Origin of the sequence: Hyphomicrobium sp. 99 (assembly GCF_000384335.2) — a bacterium.
Lineage (GTDB): Bacteria > Pseudomonadota > Alphaproteobacteria > Rhizobiales > Hyphomicrobiaceae > Hyphomicrobium_B.
In genome coordinates, this window is sequence record NZ_KQ031382.1 from 3,386,950 (window position 1) to 3,405,666 (window position 18,717).

18 protein-coding genes and 1 tRNA gene are annotated in these 18,717 nt (G+C 58.1%); 9 read left to right on the forward strand and 10 right to left on the reverse strand.

The window, feature by feature from the left end; genetic code table 11:
- Positions 1-21 precede the first annotated feature (21 nt).
- Both G359_RS16375 and G359_RS16380 read right to left on the reverse strand, forming a co-directional pair.
- Positions 22-537: a BCAM0308 family protein gene (locus tag G359_RS16375; RefSeq protein ID WP_197077591.1), complete on the reverse strand. Its 516-nt coding sequence runs from the start codon at positions 535-537 to the stop codon at positions 22-24.
- A 6-nt stretch (positions 538-543) separates the two neighbouring features.
- Positions 544-1,347, reverse strand: coding sequence for an MBL fold metallo-hydrolase (locus G359_RS16380; protein ID WP_197077592.1), 804 nt, complete (start codon positions 1,345-1,347; stop codon positions 544-546).
- Between the two features lie 299 nt (positions 1,348-1,646).
- Here G359_RS16380 and G359_RS16385 point away from each other — a divergent pair, with 299 nt between their 5' ends.
- On the forward strand, positions 1,647-2,291 hold the full coding sequence (locus G359_RS16385) for a dienelactone hydrolase family protein (protein WP_045836985.1): 645 nt from the start codon (positions 1,647-1,649) through the stop codon (positions 2,289-2,291).
- Between the two features lie 4 nt (positions 2,292-2,295).
- Positions 2,296-2,964, forward strand: coding sequence for a phosphoribosyltransferase (locus tag G359_RS16390; protein WP_371199076.1), 669 nt, complete (start codon positions 2,296-2,298; stop codon positions 2,962-2,964).
- Between the two features lie 222 nt (positions 2,965-3,186).
- Here the strand turns inward: G359_RS16390 and G359_RS16395 are convergent, their stop codons facing one another.
- A complete protein-coding gene (locus tag G359_RS16395) occupies positions 3,187-3,624 on the reverse strand; it encodes a universal stress protein (RefSeq protein ID WP_045836986.1) in 438 nt (145 codons plus the stop codon).
- Between the two features lie 295 nt (positions 3,625-3,919).
- Between G359_RS16395 and G359_RS16400 the strand changes: the two genes are divergently transcribed.
- On the forward strand, positions 3,920-4,456 hold the full coding sequence (locus G359_RS16400) for a hypothetical protein (protein ID WP_052699418.1): 537 nt from the start codon (positions 3,920-3,922) through the stop codon (positions 4,454-4,456).
- A gap of 7 nt (positions 4,457-4,463) precedes the next feature.
- On the opposite strand, the gene G359_RS16405 is transcribed toward G359_RS16400, so the two are convergent.
- The 3 genes from G359_RS16405 to cysQ all read right to left on the reverse strand — a co-directional run bounded on the left by G359_RS16405 (position 4,464) and on the right by cysQ (position 7,366).
- Positions 4,464-5,021, reverse strand: a complete 558-nt coding sequence (locus G359_RS16405; protein WP_045836988.1) for an HPF/RaiA family ribosome-associated protein — start codon at positions 5,019-5,021, stop codon at positions 4,464-4,466.
- 287 nt (positions 5,022-5,308) lie between these two features.
- Positions 5,309-6,427 carry a CapA family protein gene (locus G359_RS16410; protein ID WP_045836989.1) on the reverse strand — a complete coding sequence of 373 codons (1,119 nt, stop codon included), beginning with the start codon at positions 6,425-6,427 and terminating at the stop codon, positions 5,309-5,311.
- A gap of 6 nt (positions 6,428-6,433) precedes the next feature.
- Entirely contained in the window at positions 6,434-7,366 is a 933-nt protein-coding gene (gene cysQ / locus G359_RS16415) for a 3'(2'),5'-bisphosphate nucleotidase CysQ (RefSeq protein WP_245280072.1), read from the reverse strand.
- 141 nt (positions 7,367-7,507) lie between these two features.
- Between cysQ and G359_RS16420 the strand changes: the two genes are divergently transcribed.
- The gene (locus tag G359_RS16420; protein WP_245280073.1) at positions 7,508-8,470 is read left to right on the forward strand and encodes a ribose-phosphate diphosphokinase; all 963 of its coding nucleotides are present in this window, start codon (positions 7,508-7,510) and stop codon (positions 8,468-8,470) included.
- Here G359_RS16420 and G359_RS20165 read toward each other — a convergent pair.
- Positions 8,388-9,512 carry a hypothetical protein gene (locus G359_RS20165; RefSeq protein ID WP_197077593.1) on the reverse strand — a complete coding sequence of 375 codons (1,125 nt, stop codon included), beginning with the start codon at positions 9,510-9,512 and terminating at the stop codon, positions 8,388-8,390. The genes G359_RS16420 and G359_RS20165 overlap by 83 nt on opposite strands.
- A gap of 309 nt (positions 9,513-9,821) precedes the next feature.
- Between G359_RS20165 and G359_RS16430 the strand changes: the two genes are divergently transcribed.
- Complete coding sequence (locus tag G359_RS16430) at positions 9,822-10,805, forward strand: endonuclease/exonuclease/phosphatase family protein (protein ID WP_045836992.1); 984 nt, start codon at positions 9,822-9,824, stop codon at positions 10,803-10,805.
- A 345-nt stretch (positions 10,806-11,150) separates the two neighbouring features.
- Here the strand turns inward: G359_RS16430 and G359_RS16435 are convergent.
- A tRNA-Ser gene (locus G359_RS16435) sits at positions 11,151-11,240 on the reverse strand.
- Positions 11,241-11,395: 155 nt separating this feature from the next.
- Between G359_RS16435 and G359_RS16440 the strand changes: the two genes are divergently transcribed.
- Both G359_RS16440 and msrA read left to right on the forward strand, forming a co-directional pair.
- A complete protein-coding gene (locus tag G359_RS16440; RefSeq protein ID WP_045836993.1) occupies positions 11,396-11,893 on the forward strand; it encodes a hypothetical protein in 498 nt (165 codons plus the stop codon).
- A gap of 114 nt (positions 11,894-12,007) precedes the next feature.
- Positions 12,008-12,661: a peptide-methionine (S)-S-oxide reductase MsrA gene (msrA, locus tag G359_RS16445; RefSeq protein WP_045836994.1), complete on the forward strand. Its 654-nt coding sequence runs from the start codon at positions 12,008-12,010 to the stop codon at positions 12,659-12,661.
- 59 nt (positions 12,662-12,720) lie between these two features.
- Here msrA and mepA read toward each other — a convergent pair whose 3' ends face one another.
- Positions 12,721-14,223, reverse strand: coding sequence for a penicillin-insensitive murein endopeptidase (mepA, locus tag G359_RS16450; RefSeq protein WP_045836995.1), 1,503 nt, complete (start codon positions 14,221-14,223; stop codon positions 12,721-12,723).
- Between the two features lie 166 nt (positions 14,224-14,389).
- Here mepA and G359_RS16455 point away from each other — a divergent pair, with 166 nt between their 5' ends.
- Both G359_RS16455 and G359_RS16460 read left to right on the forward strand, forming a co-directional pair.
- Entirely contained in the window at positions 14,390-15,100 is a 711-nt protein-coding gene (locus G359_RS16455) for an alpha/beta family hydrolase (protein ID WP_082072975.1), read from the forward strand.
- 87 nt (positions 15,101-15,187) lie between these two features.
- Entirely contained in the window at positions 15,188-16,840 is a 1,653-nt protein-coding gene (locus tag G359_RS16460; RefSeq protein ID WP_045836996.1) for a lysine--tRNA ligase, read from the forward strand.
- Positions 16,841-16,877: 37 nt separating this feature from the next.
- Here G359_RS16460 and G359_RS16465 read toward each other — a convergent pair whose 3' ends face one another.
- Entirely contained in the window at positions 16,878-18,653 is a 1,776-nt protein-coding gene (locus tag G359_RS16465; RefSeq protein ID WP_245280074.1) for a DUF262 domain-containing protein, read from the reverse strand.
- Positions 18,654-18,717 lie beyond the last annotated feature (64 nt).

The window sequence follows — 18,717 nt, forward strand, 5'->3', positions numbered from 1 at the left end:
AGAGCGCCGATCAAGTTCGAATCACGTGTCCCGCTTCCAATGCATTCGAATGAAGTATTCTTCGTCATTATAGTGCGTATCAAGCTCGCCTTTGAAGGCACTTTCGAGCGCATGTCCGATACGCCGCGGGAGGTGTATGTCCGTCGTCGTCACCACTGTCTTGTCTGGCGTCTCGGTGATGTCGATGATGCGGGACAGCGGGTGTTCCGTGTTCTGCATTTCTTGAGTGTTGCGGATAAGTGCGAGAATCTCTGTTTGGTGAGCTTTCGAGAATGACCCAGCTATAGTGATTTCGCCGGCTGGGAATTTATCGTTGGTGCGGTGACAGGCAGGGCAGAGTTCCTCGCATGCTCCCTCTGCGACCCGCTCGACCCACTGCCATCGTCCATTCTGAAAGACCGCGCCGCACTGCGGACACACAGCAGGCTCGGTCAGCTTATGGCGGGCCTTGTAAGGATCGTGACGGTGCTCCTCGATATGATGCGATTTAATGCTGTCATGACGCCGCTCGGCGCGATGAACGTCTCGATCCTTCATGATCAATCACCTAGAATTTAGAGCCGATCCAATTTTTCTAAAGTTCGCGGGAATTTCCAAGCAGCCCCGGCGTGACGGCCGACTGGGTTCCAGCTCCGGAAAGCAGAGTCTGTCGCCGTCCAATGCGATATGAGCATCAATGCCGTGCTCGCGACCAAGTTCTCGGAGCTTTGCGTTCAACTTGCGAGCATCGCCTCGTACTATCCCAGATCCGCAATGGGTGAAAATCGCTCGGCGAATGCCTGCATGTTTGCACCAAGCGAGTTGATTAACAATGGGTGCATGGCCAATTAGATTCCCGTCTCTCCTGCGCACCATCGAGCGTGTCATGGTTGCCCCGTCGCCAATAAAGAGATCGATCCCACGAAGTGCGCGCTTTGCGTCGAGGACCCTGGCAACATCGGGCACGTAGAAGAAGGATTTGCCATCCGTCGCCACCCGAAAACCAACGGTCGGAGCTCGGATTGAGTGCTCGACTGGGAAAGCTGTGAAGCGCGCTCCTTCAATACTAAAGGCCTTTTTCGCTGTCAGCGTGCGCCGTTCCCGAATGGGAAAGCGGTGGATGAAGTTCCATGTCTCGCTGGTCGCGTAAACCGGACACGGCGCGCCCGCCGCAAGTCCCGCGGCGTGATCCGGATGCGCATGCGTAAGAACAACTGCCGTCGGCGCAATAAGCTTCAACGTGCCCAACCAGTCCGCCCCGCAATCAATCATAATGCGAGCGTTGCCACGCTGAACAAGCAACGCGCTATGGCGCCGATGCCGGCGAGAGCGAATATTGATCTCGCCGCGTGTGCCAAGAAACGTCAATGTCAATGCTCCGACCGTCGACTCGACGCTTGCCACGATGTGATCACCGAGAACGGGTGGCCACCGGCTCAAAAGCCTAGCGTGCTCAACACGAATTTCATTTCACGCATCAAAAGTGCTGTGTAATCAGCCTTTGATGCAAATTAGTTCGCAGGTGATTTCCGTTCGACTGCTAACATTAACGTGCTGGCTCATAATGACCTTAAGTGGCACGCATCATTCGGCGGTTTGATCCTCCACAATGTCGCCCCTCCGATACCAATTACGTGGTAACAATTAGTGTGCGGAGTTGGTCGAATATGATGCGATCATCCATGGTGCGAGAAATCGAGATCTTGCCTAGGAGACTTGGCGGCTTTCTTGCTGTGCCCAAAGCCGCGATGGGAGTTGTCGTTTTTGTGCACGGGAGTGGTTCGAGTCGATTCAGTCCACGCAACACGTCGGTTTCTCACGCCCTCAATCGAGCCGGTCTTGCCACTCTTCTCTTCGATCTTCTGTTGCCCGAGGAAGCCGAGGACCGGCAAAATGTCTTCGATATTCCCCTGCTTGTAGGCCGGGTTGAGGAGTCGCTGGATTGGATCCAAGCGGAAGAAGCAGTCGCTCACCTTCCAGTGGGGCTGTTTGGCGCGAGTACCGGTGCCGCCGCAGCTCTGATGGCGGCGGCGCGCCAGCCGGACCAGGTATCAGCGGTGGTATCTCGTGGCGGGAGACCCGATCTTGCCGGTGAAGCGCTAGCCGGAGTGAAGGCTCCCACGCTTCTGATTGTCGGCGGGCGCGACGAGCTTGTGATTGAGTTAAATAGGGCTGCGCTGACTAAATTAAGATGCGAGAAGCGCCTCGATATTGTCCCCGGAGCTTCGCACCTGTTTGAGGAACCTGGCACCTTAGATGCGGTTGTTTCGCTAGCATCTGCTTGGTTCCGGCAATTTTTTAAAAAGGACTAAGCGCGTGGGAACGATAATCTTTCAGAACCGCCAGTATGCGGGCCAACTCCTGGCCGCAGAGGTTGCTCGACGTGGGTACACGGATCCCGTTGTGCTTGGTTTGCCGCGCGGCGGCGTTCCCGTCGCTGCAGAGGTGGCAGCAAAACTGAAGGCGCCTCTCGACATAATTCTCGTTCGCAAAATTGGAGCACCTATGCAGCCGGAGCTTGCTATCGGTGCAGTGGTTGATGGCGGCGCACCTGAGTTTGTTCGCAACGAAACGCTCATCCGCGCGCTTGGGCTGACTGACGACGAGTTTCGCGAAGAAGCGGAACGTCAGCTCGCCATTATCGAGGCGCGACGCAAGTTGTGGGTCGAGGGACGTCCCCGTATTCCCCTGAAGGGCAAGACCGCGATCATAGTCGATGATGGCATCGCAACAGGTGCAACGGTGCTGGCATCCTTGCATGCATTGAAGAGGCAAGGTCCGAAGCGGACGGTTGTGGCGGTACCGGTCGCATCATCGGAGGCCGTCGAAGCTCTGACGGCAGAAGCGGACGATATTATCTGTCTCGAAGCCCCCTGGGACTTTGGCGCAGTTGGTTCATTTTACGCTGATTTTTCGGAAACAAGTGATGCTGAAGTGTCTCGGCTGCTCGATATCGCTCGCGTCGCGGAAGGCACCCGCACATGATGCCGCGGCAAGATAAATCGGTATGAATGTTCTCGTGGGGTCGCCGCGCTAACGCTCATCGTTTGAGCGGTCGTCGAGTTCATCGTTCGACAGGATGTCGGAAACGAGGGCCGCCTCATGACCGCGCTCACAAGCCATGACGCCCTCGCGAGCGGCAATCGTCATGTCGAGGAACGACCAGATCTGGCCTAGTCGCCGAAAACTGGCAGGAAGCGAGATTGTTCAGCGACAGATCAAAACCGACGTCGTGCTCTGCGTTACAACGCGATGAGCTTGGCTGCCGAGCACGAGGCGCATCAGGCCCCTGTGGCCATGCGATGCCATCACGATCAAATCGCAGCCGTGTGTGCTTGCAGTTTCTACGATGGCCTCGGCGGGATACTGGTCTTTGACATGAACGGTCTGGCAAGCAATCTGTAATTTCATGCCAGCGGCTGACGCGTCGTCCAGGATTTTTCTGGCGTTCGCCGCTGCAGCCCGCTCGTATTCTTCGACCGGATAGACTATCGCGACTTCGGCCGGAGCATCCATTCCCCAAGGTTCCGTCACGGTTAAGATTGTCACTTTCGCATTGACCGCCTTCGCCAGGGCGAACCCCTGTTCGACAGCCTTCCCGGCGAGCTCCGAACCGTCTGTCGCAATAAGCAAATGTTTGTACATGTTTTCAATTCACATAGAGATAAGCTGGCGAACGTGCGTTTGAGCGCTGCGCCACTGCCAAGTACCCGGGAGAAAAATAATCCCTTTCCTTGATCCCATGATGATAGATCAACGACCTTGATCGGCGTCAAGAGATCGTCGTTCATGTTAATTGATAACAAACACGCAAGAGATATTCGCGGCCGGCGATTTTACCCGGCACGACAGCGGTCGCGGCGATTGCAGCAGTCTTTTGGGCATCTTCACTATGGCTCAACGGTGAAACGGGCGACCACCAATACGTGCGAGGCAAGCTTTGGCAAGGGAGAATGCGGTTATCGAAATTCGAATTCGAGAGCTTGCGCAGCTCTTCAATTCACTCGATCCTTCACCATTCCACGAACGTGACCTCGATCGCGATGCTGAAGAATACATCGTCGGCTGGGCGCGTGAACTTCCTTCGGACGCATCGCTTCGCATTATCGTGCATCTTCCGGAAGAAGAAGCTCGCAAAGCACAGGAGCGAGGGCTTAGCGCTGCGCTGGCCAACTACTTCGCGGAACGCGCCTCGATGCAACAGCGTGAACTCAACGAACTTTTCCGGATAGGTCGCCGCTACTTGCTGATCGGCTCCATAGTGCTCGTCGTTTGCCTCCTTGGCAGCCAGCTCGCGCGCATGCATTTGGGTACTGGACCGATGGCGAGCATTATCGCCGAGAGCCTGATTCTGGTTGGCTGGGTCGCAAATTGGAAGCCGATTGAGACGTTTCTGTATGACTGGTGGCCATTGAAACGGCGGCGTGACCTCTACCAGCGATTGGCGCAAGCGTCAGTAGAAATCAAGTCATTCTAGAGGATACCTACCGCGAGCGAACCGGCTGGACGAACGTTGCCTGGGGCCCTTTGTCCCCCATCGTTTCAGCGAACTGCACTTCCTGTCCAACTTCCAGATCATCGAACTTATCGCCAACGACACTATTGCGATGAAAGTAGATTTCGCGACCGTCTGCAGAACTGATAAACCCGTGATCACGCGCAGACTCGAGTGAACTCACAGTCCCGTGGGGAGGCTGCTCATGTGTTTTGATCTGTCCCTGCCTCCGTCGCACGAGATCCTGTAGCTGCCGGCGCGCAGCAGCAAAGGCATCCGAGATCGTAACATTAACGTCCTCATGTCGTCCCGTTGCAGCCGGATCCCGGCTTATCGCAATATCGGCGGCGCCGGGGATCGTGAAATGGAGATGGACACTATAGGTGTCCCCCTTATGGTGCCGATGTTGCGGCCGCCCTATTACGATGCGTGCGGATGTGATGCGGTCGTAGAACTGCTCGAGCTTTTTGGCTTCTTCGCGTACGCGCTCATCGATGTAGTCAACGGGCTTGATATGTTCGAAAACAACCTGGATAGGAACCTGCATCACAGTAAAATCTCATATCTTAAGTTGCTGAAACCTGTCTCTTCCTCGCGCCTGGATCAGAGCTAACATTGCCTCACGACGACATCGAGGTTCCCGCCGCTGGCCCCCGGATCTTTCAAGCATGCGAAACGCACACATCATAACATCGTTCCAAGTCCCGTTCCGCCTGCAGTGCATTGACCGATAATAAAGACCGAGAATAAATTTCATCATTGTCAGCAACCACGAACCTGCGCTCTGCGGACACTGATTAATCTTTGGGTTCTATATGTCGGCTCATTCTTGCGTCACCATTTGAGCTTCAAGGTGTTATCCGTTTCAATAAGCACTTCGGTACCGAAGACCTTGCCTTCCCGGTTCAAAATCCTTGCGAGATGTTCCACATCTGTCCTCGCGGCTCGATTGAGCCGCATGTTCCGGATCTGCAGTGGAGTCATTTCTAGCCCAGCAAGTGAGCCGTCCGTCGTGCGGATGGCCGGGAAATACATGAGCGCCAGATCGCTTCTGTACTGTTCCCAGCCTTCGATACCTTCGTAGTCGTTGATCAGATCACCGCAGCCATAAAGAATGAGCTTACCCCGATAAACTTCAATTCCCTTGGCGTGATGTGAAGAATGACCATGGATTACATCTACGCAGCCGGCGTCTATGAGCCGGTACGCAAAGAGCCTGTGCTGCTCCGGTACGGGATAGCCCCAGTTTCCTCCCCAGTGAATTGAGACAATAACTGGGTGCTTCTTCCCGACCGCTGTGTGGATGCGCTCGATGATTTCTTCTGCTGCATCGCCCGACAGTGCGGGCACGAGATTAATACCCGGCCTCTCGGAGCCAGCTGCCCATTCGTGAGGAACTCCGGAATCGACGCAGGCGAGGGAAAAAACAAATAGCCGCGAGTTACCGCGATCCACTATTGCTGGTGCTGTCGCGCGAGCGGCGTCACAACCTGCGCCCGTGAACTGCACACCTACTCGATTTAGGGTGTGAAGCGTTTCGAGCAAACCGGAGGGACCCCAATCGAGGATATGATTGTTTGCAAGCACGCAACAGTCGATCCCCGCCGTGCGGATGACGCCGACGTTCGCTGGACTCATTTTGTAGTTGATGCCCTTCGGCTCCGCGCTGGCACTGTTTGTAATCGCAGTTTCAAGATTGATTATTCGGGCGTCGAGCCGACGGCGGTTCAGCTCATCAAGGGCATCGCCCCAGACGTACTCAAAGGAAACCGGCTGCGGAATGGGCCCATTGCGTCGCTCCGCTAGTAGCACGTAATCTTTTGCCGACCTCACGTAACTTTCGTAAATATGCGGGTCCGCGGGATGCGGTAATATCTGGTCTATGCCTCGTCCCGTCATGACATCGCCAGCGAGAAAAAGCGTAACCGCTTCAGGAGATCGGGTAGGCGTCATTCCTGTTCACCCTGATGCTGTGATTGCAAGAATGACTCTGCTCATCGCAGGATTACCCAGAGCAATGAACGCTGGCACGATGAATTCATTATCGGCGCGGCCGTAAACGAGCGGGTTGCCGTCTGGTGCGATCACCACACCTCCTGCTGCCGCGACGATCGCGTGTCCGGCGGCGATATCCCACTCGTGGGTCGGCGCGAGTCGCGGGTATATGTCCACGCTTCCCTCCGCGATGCGGCAAAACTTGATCGATGAGCCGCACGATGTCTCATTGTCGACCTGCAACAGGGAAAGCATGGCTGCGGTTCTTGAATCGAAGTGGGAGCGGCTGACCGCAGCTACAAGGCCATCCTCGGGCAGCCGCCGGCGCGTATTGAGAGGTATTCTCTGCGTCGCTTCACTGACGTTTGCGCCTGGCGAAAGACAGAATCGTTCCGCACCTCGTGTGGCGACCCCGCGCCACACGAGCGCGCGCGCAGGCGCAATGATGACGCCTACGAGTGGGGCGCCGTCTACCAGCAGCGCAATGTTGACGGTAAACTCATTTCGGGATGCGAGAAACTCTCGTGTGCCGTCGAGCGGATCGACAAGGGCAAAACACGAGGTAAGAGCCGAAGAAGCTCCTTTGGAAAGGGCGCTTTCCTCGGATACAATTGGTACATTTGGAAGAAGACGAGACAGCTCCTCGATGATGATGGCATTCGCTGCCTCATCTGCTGCGGTAACGGGCGAGCCATCGCTTTTAAAGCGTCTCGAGGCTGCTGCTGGATCAAAACGCAAGATCGCCTCCGCTGCATGAGATGCAATGGTGGTAACTTCGTCAACGCAATGCATTTCCGCTAATTTTGAGATGTCCAGATTGCTTGCCACATCACAGATCCAGCGTTTGCTGTCATCTATGATAAGAGAAAACGTTGACGACGCATTGATATTCCGCAACGCCGACGATCCAGGCCGCGCTTATTGAAAGCTGCCACATGATGGCAGCGTCAAAGCCGAGAGGGCATGCTTATGACTGCCGATTTCCGACTCTGGAGTCCGTGCGACGCTCATCCGCCGATGAATTCGGATCAGACTCGATTGTTCGCCCTCCAGGCCTCAGCTGACCTCGGGAAGGCGGTTGCGGCGGCTTTAGAGTTGCCCCTTTGTGCGCATGAAGAGCGCGAGTTTGAAGATGGGGAACACAAGGCGCGTCCACTCGTTCCCGTTTCGGGTATGGACGTCTATGTCATCCAGAGCCTTCACAGTGGGCCGACGGCTAGCGCCAATGATAAACTTTGTCGGCTATTGTTTTTTGTGGGAGCGCTGAAAGATGCCGGCGCCGCCAGCGTAACCGTTGTGGCGCCCTATCTATGCTATGCGCGAAAAGATCGTCGGACCAAGCCGAACGACCCGGTAACCACACGCTACGTGGCGGAGATACTCGAGGCTGTCGGCGTGGATGCGATCGTTACTCTCGACGTTCACAACCCCATGGCTTTTGAAAACGCGTTTCGCTGCCGGACTGTCACGCTTACGGCCGCGCCCCTGTTCGCTGATTATGCGAGGAAGTTCAAGGGTGAGAAACTTTGCATCGTTTCTCCCGACACTGGCGGAGCGAAGCGAGCCGAACTTCTGCGTGAGACGTTGGAGGTGGCTTTCGGTCAGCCCATTGGCAAAGCCTTTGCCGATAAGCACCGGAGTGCTGGCGTCGTCTCAGGCGATCTTTTTGTCGGCGATGTCGAGGGAGCGACCGCTCTTATCGTTGATGATCTTATTAGTTCGGGAGGTACACTCCTGCGGGCGGCGCGCGCTGCGCGCAAAGCCGGCGCGCGTCGCGTACTGGCGCTGGTAACACACGGACTGTTCATGGCTGGCGCTTCCGAGGTACTTGCAGAACCCGCAATCGAGTTCGTGGCCGTTACAGATACAATACCGCCATTTCGACTCGATCTCCGGCTAGCTGCGCAAAAAGTGCACGTCATTTCTTCAGCCTCCCTGCTTGCCGAGGCGGTAGCCTGTTTGGCAAATGGGCAACCGCTAACGCACCTTGTCGTTTTTTGATGAAGCGCTGCAGGTGGGTCGCGTCGGCCGCCGCGATGTCCAGATATGCTTTCGCGACTCGCGGCCATTTCTCCGGAGTTCGCGGATTAGGCTCCAATAAGTGAGCGATCGCCAACCTTGCCCGCAGCATTGCCCGGTGACAGCGATAGAAGCGATATAGCGCTTCCGGCGGATCATCGTGCAATCCTTGCGCGATTTTGCGGTGGCAGTAGTCGCCTATCCATGCGGCGCCAAGACGTTCGCACTCGACACTGAGATACGCCAATTCGTCGAACGGATCGACGGCTCTCAGTCGTGCGTTGAACTCCAGGCAGTCGATAATTCTGATGCCATCGGTGAGCCATACGTGCTCCGGACGCAAATCTCCATGCCCGTCAAGAATGCGGCGTTTGCGAACGCGCTCCTCCAGCGTCCGAGCGCAATGGGTGAGAAATGCGCGCTGAGCATGATCTACCCTGCGTACGGTGGCCGAAGAGAGCCCAAGACGCGCATTGAGGAGGATGCGAGAGTTTTCGTTGAGGCTTCGCTGCCATTCGCGTATTTGCACGGCGGGAGGGATAAAGACGCGTTGAGTGCGGCGATAGAACCCGACGAGGGTCGACACGAGCCGATCGAGCTGCTGTGTTTCAACTCTTGAGTTGGTGAGTGCGTGTTCAAGCGTCAACTGCTCATCGAGACGCCTCATAACCACGAGCCAATCGACGATGGTGCCGGTGCCGCCGATTGAGAGACGATCGCGCGAAATAACCAGGGGCTCCACGTTTAGGTAAATGTCGCGAGCGAGCCGCCTGTTCAAACGGAGTTCGGCTCGACAAGCAGCTTCGCGTTGCGCGAGCGTCGAGAAATCGAGATAGGGAAAGCGAACGGGCTTCTTTAATTTGTAGGCTTTGTCGCCGGCTAGGAAGACCCATGACATGTGAGTCTCGCGAACGGAAACGACCTCGCCAGCGTTGAGATGATAAGTGGATGCTCGAGTGAGAAACGAGACTTTTTCCGCAAACGGAAGGCGCTCCTCGACCCGTCTTGGCGATAATGGTTCCACCTTATTCCATCTCGAGACTGTTGCTCACCTTGGACCGGGAGCCGCTATAGACTGGCTGGATTTCAACCCTTCCAGATAAATAAATTGCAGCCAAATGGGTCGCCGAATATCTTGATGCACATCAACGCTACGAGCGAGCCGCTCTGCGCGATTTTGCTCTGTAAGAGCGGCCAGATTTCCAAATATGATTTAATTTGTGTGCTTTTCTGTCTTCGTAATCCCATCGTCCCATTTAGGTCACGGGTGTAGGGTGGCGTCGGATTCGACGTCCAGCTAGCATGCAATAAACGCGAAGGCGGGCCTAAAGCCATGCGGATTGCGACATTCAACTTGGAGAGCTTGGATCTGCCTCCCAAAGCGCATGTTCCGCTGGAAGTTCGTGCGGAGATATTAAGACCGGCGCTTGCCCGGCTTGAGGCTGATGTGCTCTGCTTGCAGGAGGTCAATGGCCAACCAGTGCGTGGACAGGCGGAGCGCGCGCTTGTTGCGCTCGACCAGTTGTTGGCCGGAACACCGTACGCTGAGTACCACCGCGTCTCGACTACGGGTCCAGATGGGCACGGCGTCGCCGATGTCCATAATCTGGTAACGCTCTCCCGCTTGCCTCTACTTTCGACACGCGAGGTGCGCCATAGCCTCGTGCCGCCCCTGCAGCATTCTGTGCAGACGGCCGAGCCCGCCGACACCGACTATAAGCCTCTGCGCTTTGATCGCCCCATACTCGTCACCGATCTTGACGCTGGCAACGGACGGCGCCTCACCGTTGTCAATCTGCATCTTCGTGCGCCCCTGGCTGCCACCATCGCCGGTCAGAAACTCGCACCTTTCATTTGGAAAACTGTATCGGCGTGGGCCGAAGGCTACTTTCTGGCCGCCGTTCGACGAGCGGCACAGGCCCTCGAACTGCGCCTTCTCATAGATCAAATGCTCTCCGAGGATCCGCACCTATTGATAGCAGTCGCAGGTGACTTTAACGCCGAGGATCATGAAACGCCGCTCAAGATCGCGATGGGCGCGGAGGAAGACACCGGCAACGGGCAGCTTAGCGGGCAGAGCCTCATCGTGCTCGACCGCGCGATTGCCGCCGACCGGCGATGGAGCGTATTGCACCATGGCCGCCAGCAAATGCTGGACCACATCCTCGCTAGCCATACGCTCTATGGCTACTTCCGATCGATTGAAGTCCACAACGAGTCGCTCGGCGACGAGGCGGTAGCCTATTCTAAGATCAGCAATCCGCCGGGGTCCTATCACGCCGCTGTCGTAGCGCAATTTGCGCTCGGCTTCGGGTGAAAGTCTGCCTCTGAAGCGGCGTCATCAACGGGCCTGGGCGCTCGATCGTAGATAACAAGTAACAATACGAAAGCAGTCTCGGCGTATTTCCCAGGAGCGCGACCCGCTCGGCTTCACCCTAAGATAGAGCCCGGCGCCATCCGGGTAGAGGCCCGGCTTCTTGATATTCGAGGCAGTGATTGCGGTGAGGCGATGAGTTGTTTTCGGCATCCCCGGGTCCACAAACGCGAGGCCGATGGTAGGCGATTTGCGCCGACGTCCATAGTCGTCAGATGGGGCTTTGCCCTGATTTTATTACGGCAATTTTCTCAGACCGCCGTCAATAGACACCGACAGACAGGGGGTTGGCGGAGAGGGTGGGATTCGAACCCACGAGACCCTTACGAGCCTACACGCGTTCCAGGCGAGCGCCTTCAACCACTCGGCCACCTCTCCAACGCAATCGCGAAGCAGCGCACTTAACCCATCCGCGCCTCAAGCGCAACGCTGCTCGACAAAGTCTCTGCACTTGACCGCCGTCGGCCCCGGCCACACAAAGGTGCCACTCAAGGCACCCGGTTAACGAACCCGGCGAACGAGCAAGCGCGAATATGACCTCGTCAGTGCTACTGAAAATCTTTGCCGGATTGGCCGCATTAAGCGCAACAGCCTACTGTTGCCTATGGTATGCGGCTGGCGAGCCTAACAACGGCTGGTTGCTGCGCCTGGCTCTGGCTGCCTTCCTGATCGCGGTCGTCATGAGCGTGGTGAACCCCGAAACCCGCCCCAGATTGATGCTGCGGTTTCTCGCCGCGCTCTTTGCCTTGTGCACGCTCATCGCCTTCGCAGCCGATATTTCACGGGCTCCCGTCGATGGAGCGTCCCCTGGCGCCATCTCCTTGATGCAGCACCTGCAAAGCTGGGCCCCTGCCTTTCTGGCGGCGCTGCAGCGGTCGGTCACGGCCTCGAGCGAGCCGTTCCTTTGGGACCCCGTTCTGACCTCGGTTTTGTCGCTGCCGGGAACGCTGATCTTCCTGCTGCTCGCTATTGCCTGCGGCTATCTCGGACGACCCCGCCGCCGGGTCCGCATTTTCGCGAACGACTATTGAAATAGCCAAAATTGCACCGCCTCCGGGCGCAACGGCAGCCCGTTAGGACTGAAACGAAATGGGATAGGCTATCGTATACTGGGCATCATCCCAATAATAAGAAGGAGCCAATCCATGTTTGCCAGGAAGCAGGTCGCGATGCCATCTGCCGAGCAGGCGCCGAAGGGGCGCCCGGCCCCAATTCTCGGCGCGGACGCCGAGCACTATCTCTTTTCGCGGCCGTTGCAGCCGCCTTACCCTGAGGGTCTCGAGGTCGCGATATTCGGCCTCGGATGCTTCTGGGGTGCCGAACGGCTGTTTTGGCAACTGGGCGACGGCATTTGGATAACGGCCGCCGGCTACGCGGGCGGCTACACACCGAACCCGACGTATGAGGAGGTCTGCTCCGGCCGCACCGGACATACCGAAATCGTCGTCGTCGTCTTCGACCCGAAAACCATTTCCTACGACGCGCTTCTGAAGACGTTTTGGGAAGCTCACGATCCAACCCAAGGCTTCCGCCAGGGCAACGACATCGGCACGCAGTACCGCTCGGCGATCTACACGACGACGCCGGAGCAGTTCGCGGCGGCCGAGGCATCACGAAAGGCCTACGAGCAAGCCATCGCCCACAAAGGCTATGGCCCGATCACAACCGAGATCAAGCCAACCGGTCCGATCTATCTGGCCGAAGGCTATCACCAGCAGTACCTGGCCAAGGTTCCGCACGGCTACTGCGGCTTGGCCGGAACCGGAGTGACCTGCCCGAAGCCGGCTTCCGTCTCCTAGGCGGCTAACGCGTCGGGCGGCCGGCTCCCCGTAGGGGAGTCGCCCGACGCAATCAAAAATTATTTAGGATCGGCCAATTTCGGATCGGTCGTTGCGGCCTTGTGCAAATGCGGACGAAGAGCCGGACTATTTGCCAAATGCGATGGCAACGCCTTTGCGCCCGGAACAGCCGCGGCGCTGGCGATCGCTGAGTGAACGGCGGCAGCCTTCGCCAACGTCCGCTTGACTTGCAGAGGCGTCAGCAGCGCTTCCCGCGGCACCGGCACCGGATCGGGACCGGAGGCCAGAACCGCTTGGCATTCCTTCGGCAGCTCGGCCAGCATGAGAGGCGGCTTCGGCGGTTTCACACCCGCAACCGGAGGAGGCGCGGGCTCGAGCGGTGTCTTGGACGGAACCACTTTTGCCAGCCACTGATCGACTTCCTTCCCGCAACCGTCATCACCTGTCGGCGGCACTTGCGGCGCACATCCGGCAAAGCCCTCGGGACATTTGATACGCATGTGAAAGTGATAGTAATGCCCAAACCAAGGCCTGACTTTTCCGAGCCACTTGCGGTCAGGATCACCAACCTTGCACAGCGCTTTCTTGATCGCCGGATGGACAAAGATCCGTTCGACTTGCGGATACGACGCTGCCCGCTTGATGAGGGCGACCTGCTTCTCGGAGAAGACAGCCGGATCGACGGCAAGCCCCGTGCTGTCGAGCATCGACGTCGCCTGCAGGTCTTCGCGCTCCTTGTTGCTGAGACGGCGATCCGGCATCGGCGTCAGCCAGATATCGGCATCGAGCCCGATTTGATGGCTCGCATGTCCCGTGATCATCGGACCGCCGCGCGGCTGCGCGATATCTCCGACGAGAAGACCCGGCCAGCCATCGAGCTTCTGCGCGTCCTTGGCAAACTGTTGGACGAGCGCGATGAGCTTCGGATGACCCCAATTGCGATTGCGCGATAAGCGCATCTCCTGCCAAGCCGGACCATCGATCGGCAGCGGCACCGCGCCTGAGAGGCAACCTCGTGAATACGATCCGATAGCCCGCGCCTCGAGCGGCGCCGGAACCTTGGCCGCACCGAAGAGCGTCTTGGCTCCGATGAATTTTGGCCAGACGGGCTCTTTGGTCGGTACGGAAGCTTCGGTCCCCGGAATAGGTTCAACCTTGATTGAGATCGGCCGCGCTGTCGAAGCGGCTGCAGGAGCCGCCGCTCCTGTCTGATGCTCCGTCGTCACCGAGCCCGTAGTCGTGGCGGCGTCTGCAGGTGCCGGGCTTTGTGCTTGCGCCGCACTGCCCGGCTCCTCGCCCTGTGGTCCGCTCTCATCCGAATTCGTCAGCAGGCCGTTCCTGGGAACGAAATCCGGCAGCGCCGGGTGCTTGCCTGCGTCGGGATGCGCGGGATCGGGTGAAACGGGAACACCGCTCGAATCGTCGACCGGTCGTGGGTCGGCGCGAAGCGGTCCGATGAAATTCAGCGCTGCCAGCGGCGCACCCGGCGATTGGAGCCACGAAGCACCAACCAAGGCCATCGCACAGAAGACCGCGAGCACCAGTAACCTTGCGGCCCTCATGCTTGTCCCCGTTTTTTGACTCGCGCCATCTTAGACCATTCTCGGGCGAAATTCTGATCCTACATCGATTTCCAGTTGCGGTGTTGCCTAGCGCCACATAATCGAACCGGAGCCATTGCATCCCGCCCGGCACATCCGCTTCATCAGCACCATTGCGAACCCAATTATGACACGCCTTCAAAAGGTTACCGAACCGGCCGCCAAAAATGCAGCGACGGACGCTAAACCCGTCTTTCGCATCGACAACGGCATAACCGGTGCCAAATCTCGACTGATTTTAGCTCATGGAGCGGGCGCGGGGATTACTTCTTCGTATATGGAAGCGATTGCCGCACTCCTCACTGAACGGGATATCGCGCTCACGCTTTTCGAGTTCGGCTACATGTCGGCCAGACGCGACGGTGGCGCGAAACGCCCGCCGCCGAAAGCCGAGAAGCTGATCCCCGAATTCCAGGACATCGTAACCACGGCAGCCGGCGAAAATCCGCGCCAAAAGCTCTTCATCGGCGGCAAGTCCATGGGCGGGCGCGTTGCGAGCATGCTGGCCGATGAACTCTACGAGCAAAACGTGATCAGCGGCCTCGTCTGTCTCGGTTATCCGTTCCATGCGCCGGGAACCCCCGACAAACTGCGCACCGATCATCTGACGAAGCTTCGCTGTCCCGCCCTCATTGTCCAAGGCGAGCGCGATCCGTTCGGAAGCCTTAGCGAAATCGAAGAAATCCAGCTTTCCAAGAAAATCACGTTCGCCTGGATGAGCGACGGCGACCATGATTTCGGTCCGCGCGGAAATTCGGGTTTCACGCGAAAGGGTAATCTCAAAGCCGCCGCCGATGCCGTTGCGGCATTTATCGCGAAGCATTCGGGCCCGCGTTGACGCTGACCCCCGAGCCACCTACGGTGCGCGCCTTCGTCTCAAAACAAGCCTTTGCAATACCAACCTCACCGACCGTAGCAGCACCCGATGACCGCACTCGTCTTCACGCCTGAGCAGGCCGCCGCCAGCAAAGATTCCAAGGCTTGGCCATTCGAAGAAGCGCGCCGGCTCATCAAGCGGTTGGAGCGCCTGCCCGATGGCGCGACGAAGACAGTGCTTTTCGAAACCGGCTATGGCCCGTCGGGCCTTCCACACATCGGCACGTTCGGTGAAGTCGCCCGCACGACGATGGTGCGCCACGCCTTCGAGGTTCTGACGGAAGGCAAACGCAAGACGCGCCTCCTTTGCTTTTCCGACGACATGGACGGCATGCGCAAAATTCCGGAGAATGTTCCGGATCGCAAGGCGCTCGAGCCCTATTTGCAAATGCCGCTGACCACCGTTCCGAACCCATTCGGCGGCGATTACAAGAGCTTCGGCGACCACAACAATGCAATGTTGCGGCGCTTCCTCGATACGTTCGGCTTCGAGTACGAATTCGCCAGTGCCACCGAATACTACAAGGCCGGCCGCTTCGATGAGGTCTTGCTGCGCGCCGTCGAACGCTACGACGACATCATGAAGGTCATGCTGCCGACGCTCGGCGCGGAACGTCAGGCGACCTACAGTCCGTTCCTGCCGATCTCTCCGAAGTCCGGCCGCGTCCTCTACGTCCCCATGAAACAGGTGGACCCGAAGTCCGGCACGATCACGTTCGCCGATGAAGACGGCGAGGACATCACCCTTTCGGTCACCGGCGGCCAGGTCAAACTGCAGTGGAAGCCGGATTTCGGCATGCGTTGGGTTGCCCTCGGCGTCGACTTCGAAATGTTCGGCAAAGACCACCAGACGAACGCGCCGATCTACGACAAGATCTGCGAAATCCTCGGCGGCGTCGCGCCCGAGCACTACGTCTACGAGCTATTCCTCGACGACAAGGGCGAGAAGATTTCGAAGTCGCGCGGCAACGGCCTGACCATCGACGAATGGCTGACGTACGCCTCGCCCGAAAGCCTGTCGCTTTTCATGTATCAGAAGCCGAGAAGCGCGAAGCGGCTCTATTTCGATGTCATTCCCCGCGCCGTCGATGAATACCTGCAGTTCCTGTCAGGATACCCGAAGCAGGAACCGAAGCAGCAACTCGACAATCCGGTTTGGCACATCCACTCGGGCACGCCGCCTAAGCCGCAAATCCCCGTCACGTTCGGGTTGCTGCTCAATCTCGTTTCGGTTTCCCACGCGCACACGAAGGACGTCCTGTGGGGCTTCCTCGACCGTTACACGCACGGAGCAAAGCCGGAAGACAATCCGATCATCGATCAGCTGGCGGGTTATGCGATCCGCTACTACGAAGATTTCGTGAAGCCGACGAAGAAGTTTCGGACGCCCGACGACGTCGAGATCGCAGCCCTCGAAAGTCTCGACAAAGCGCTCGCAGCGCTTCCTGCGGACAGCGACGGCGACACGATCCAGAACGCATTGCTGGACGTCGGCCGCGCTATCCCGCGCTATCAGGATCCGACGAAAACGAGCCCAACGGGGGGACCGGGCGTCAAACTCGACTGGTTCCAGGCAATCTACGAAATCCTGCTCGGCCAGGAGCGCGGACCGCGTCTCGGCACGTTCGTCGCGCTCTATGGAATTCCTGAAACGCGTGCCTTGATCGCCAAGGCACTCACCGGTGCCCTCGCCAACGCCTGACCCCCCGCCGATCGGCGGCGAAAATGCGGAGCCGAGGTCAGACGAGCGGGCTCACAGCCTCGGTTTCCTCAGGTGCTCTCACGGTCCGTGCACCGGACTTTTGGCCGAGAAGGTCGACGCGCCAGATCCGGTCGATCAACCCGACGAGCCGCTGCTCGCGCGCCTCGATCTGCCCGCGCAGCCATTCGCGCTCCTCGATGACATCGCGCGTGATTGCGAGCATCGGCGTCTGGCTCGAACCTTTCGAGTAGATCTGTTTCTTATCGTCCCAGGACGCATTGCGCGCGCGGTCGTTCTCTTGCTGCGTGATGAGCACGAGATTGCCGAGGCTCTCGACGAGCTGCGCCCGCTCCTCCGCACTCGGGAATGATTGCCGCCACGTACTCGAGGCTGCAGGCCGCTGCGGCAATACATGCTCGATCGTATAGAGATCGGGATCGACGGCATCCATCGACCCCGCCAGCTCATCGCCGAGGCGAAGCAGAAGCAGCTTGCAGACCTTCGGATTGCGTTTGTGAAAATCCTTGAGGTGAAATGCGATGCCGCGCACCTCGTCTCTCGTCAATTGTAAAACCGGGTGCGATTTGTCGATCGGCTCACCCGACCGGATGACCTTGATCAGGTCCGCAAAACGGCGGACGCGCTTTCCAGATCCAGCGCACAACAGCCGGGTCAACATGGCCAACCGTTCGATCTCGGCGAGCAGGAATTGCGAGCGTGCAGGATCGCGTTTCCAATCCTTGAGCGCTAAAATCGCGGCCGGTGCCCAGTCTGCCTCCGGCAAGCGATTGAGATAAGCAAGCGACCGCTGTATCTCTGGCGGCAACACGTCCCTGCCCCCGCCCCGAATGAGCGCATACGATTTCGCAAGCGGCACGAAGACGTCCTTGAAAAACGGTTCCGAGCCGCCGGCATCACGAATGACCTGACGTACGCCCGAGACGATCTGCAAGCGCCCGTGACCGTAGATCGTTCTGAGATGCGCGAAAAACGGCTCGAACCCTTCCCCGAGTTCCGCGCTCATCTCGTCCCACGTGGCGACGGCCCACTTGGCATCGCCCGCGGACATGCGCGCGAGAATGTCCGACTTCAGGATGTCATTGCGCTGTAGCTTTCTTCCGCGCTCGTTCAGAACGACGAACATCTGGTGAGACCGGTCGATATCGTTTCCGACGATGACGACGACGAAGCATCGGTCCGCGATGAAGTCGGCTAACTTCGCACGAGCCGTGTTTGTCAGTTCCGCAAGTACGGTTTTGAAGCGATCACGGACTTCAAGAAGCGTCGCCTCCGGGAGGGACGGTGCCGCGATATTGGCCGGCAACACAGAGCTTCCAGACAGCAACACGTTGTCTTCGAAAACCGCGCGCTCGCGCGTCGAGAGGTGCAACCGGAAGCGCTCCGTCCGGAAAAAGCGCGTGCCCAACTGCGCGACGAGCATACTATGAACGCGTTTCGAAATGGCCTTCTTCGGATCGGTTTCGAGATCGCGCAGCACAGCCAGCAGCGTCATCAGTGTGACAAGGCGTTGCTGCCCGTCGATCACTCCGAACTCACGGGCTGTCATCTTGGGTGACAGCTTCAACGTCTCGGCCCCAGGCGCATCCATCAGGACGACGGCGCCGAGGAAGTAAGCCGGCTCAGCTTCATCGTCCGATGAGATGCCGGCAGCTTCAAGAAGATCGTCGAGAAGCTGCTCCGCCTGCTCGCGTCCCCAAGAATAGGGCCGTTGAAAAAGCGGAATGTTCAGCAGGTAAGGACCGGACAACAATTCTGAAATGCTTAGCGATGCCGTAGGATACACGAATGCCACAACCCTCTTGACTGCTATTCCTGGGCCTAAGTATTTCGCCTCTGGCTAAAAACGAACGCCCTGC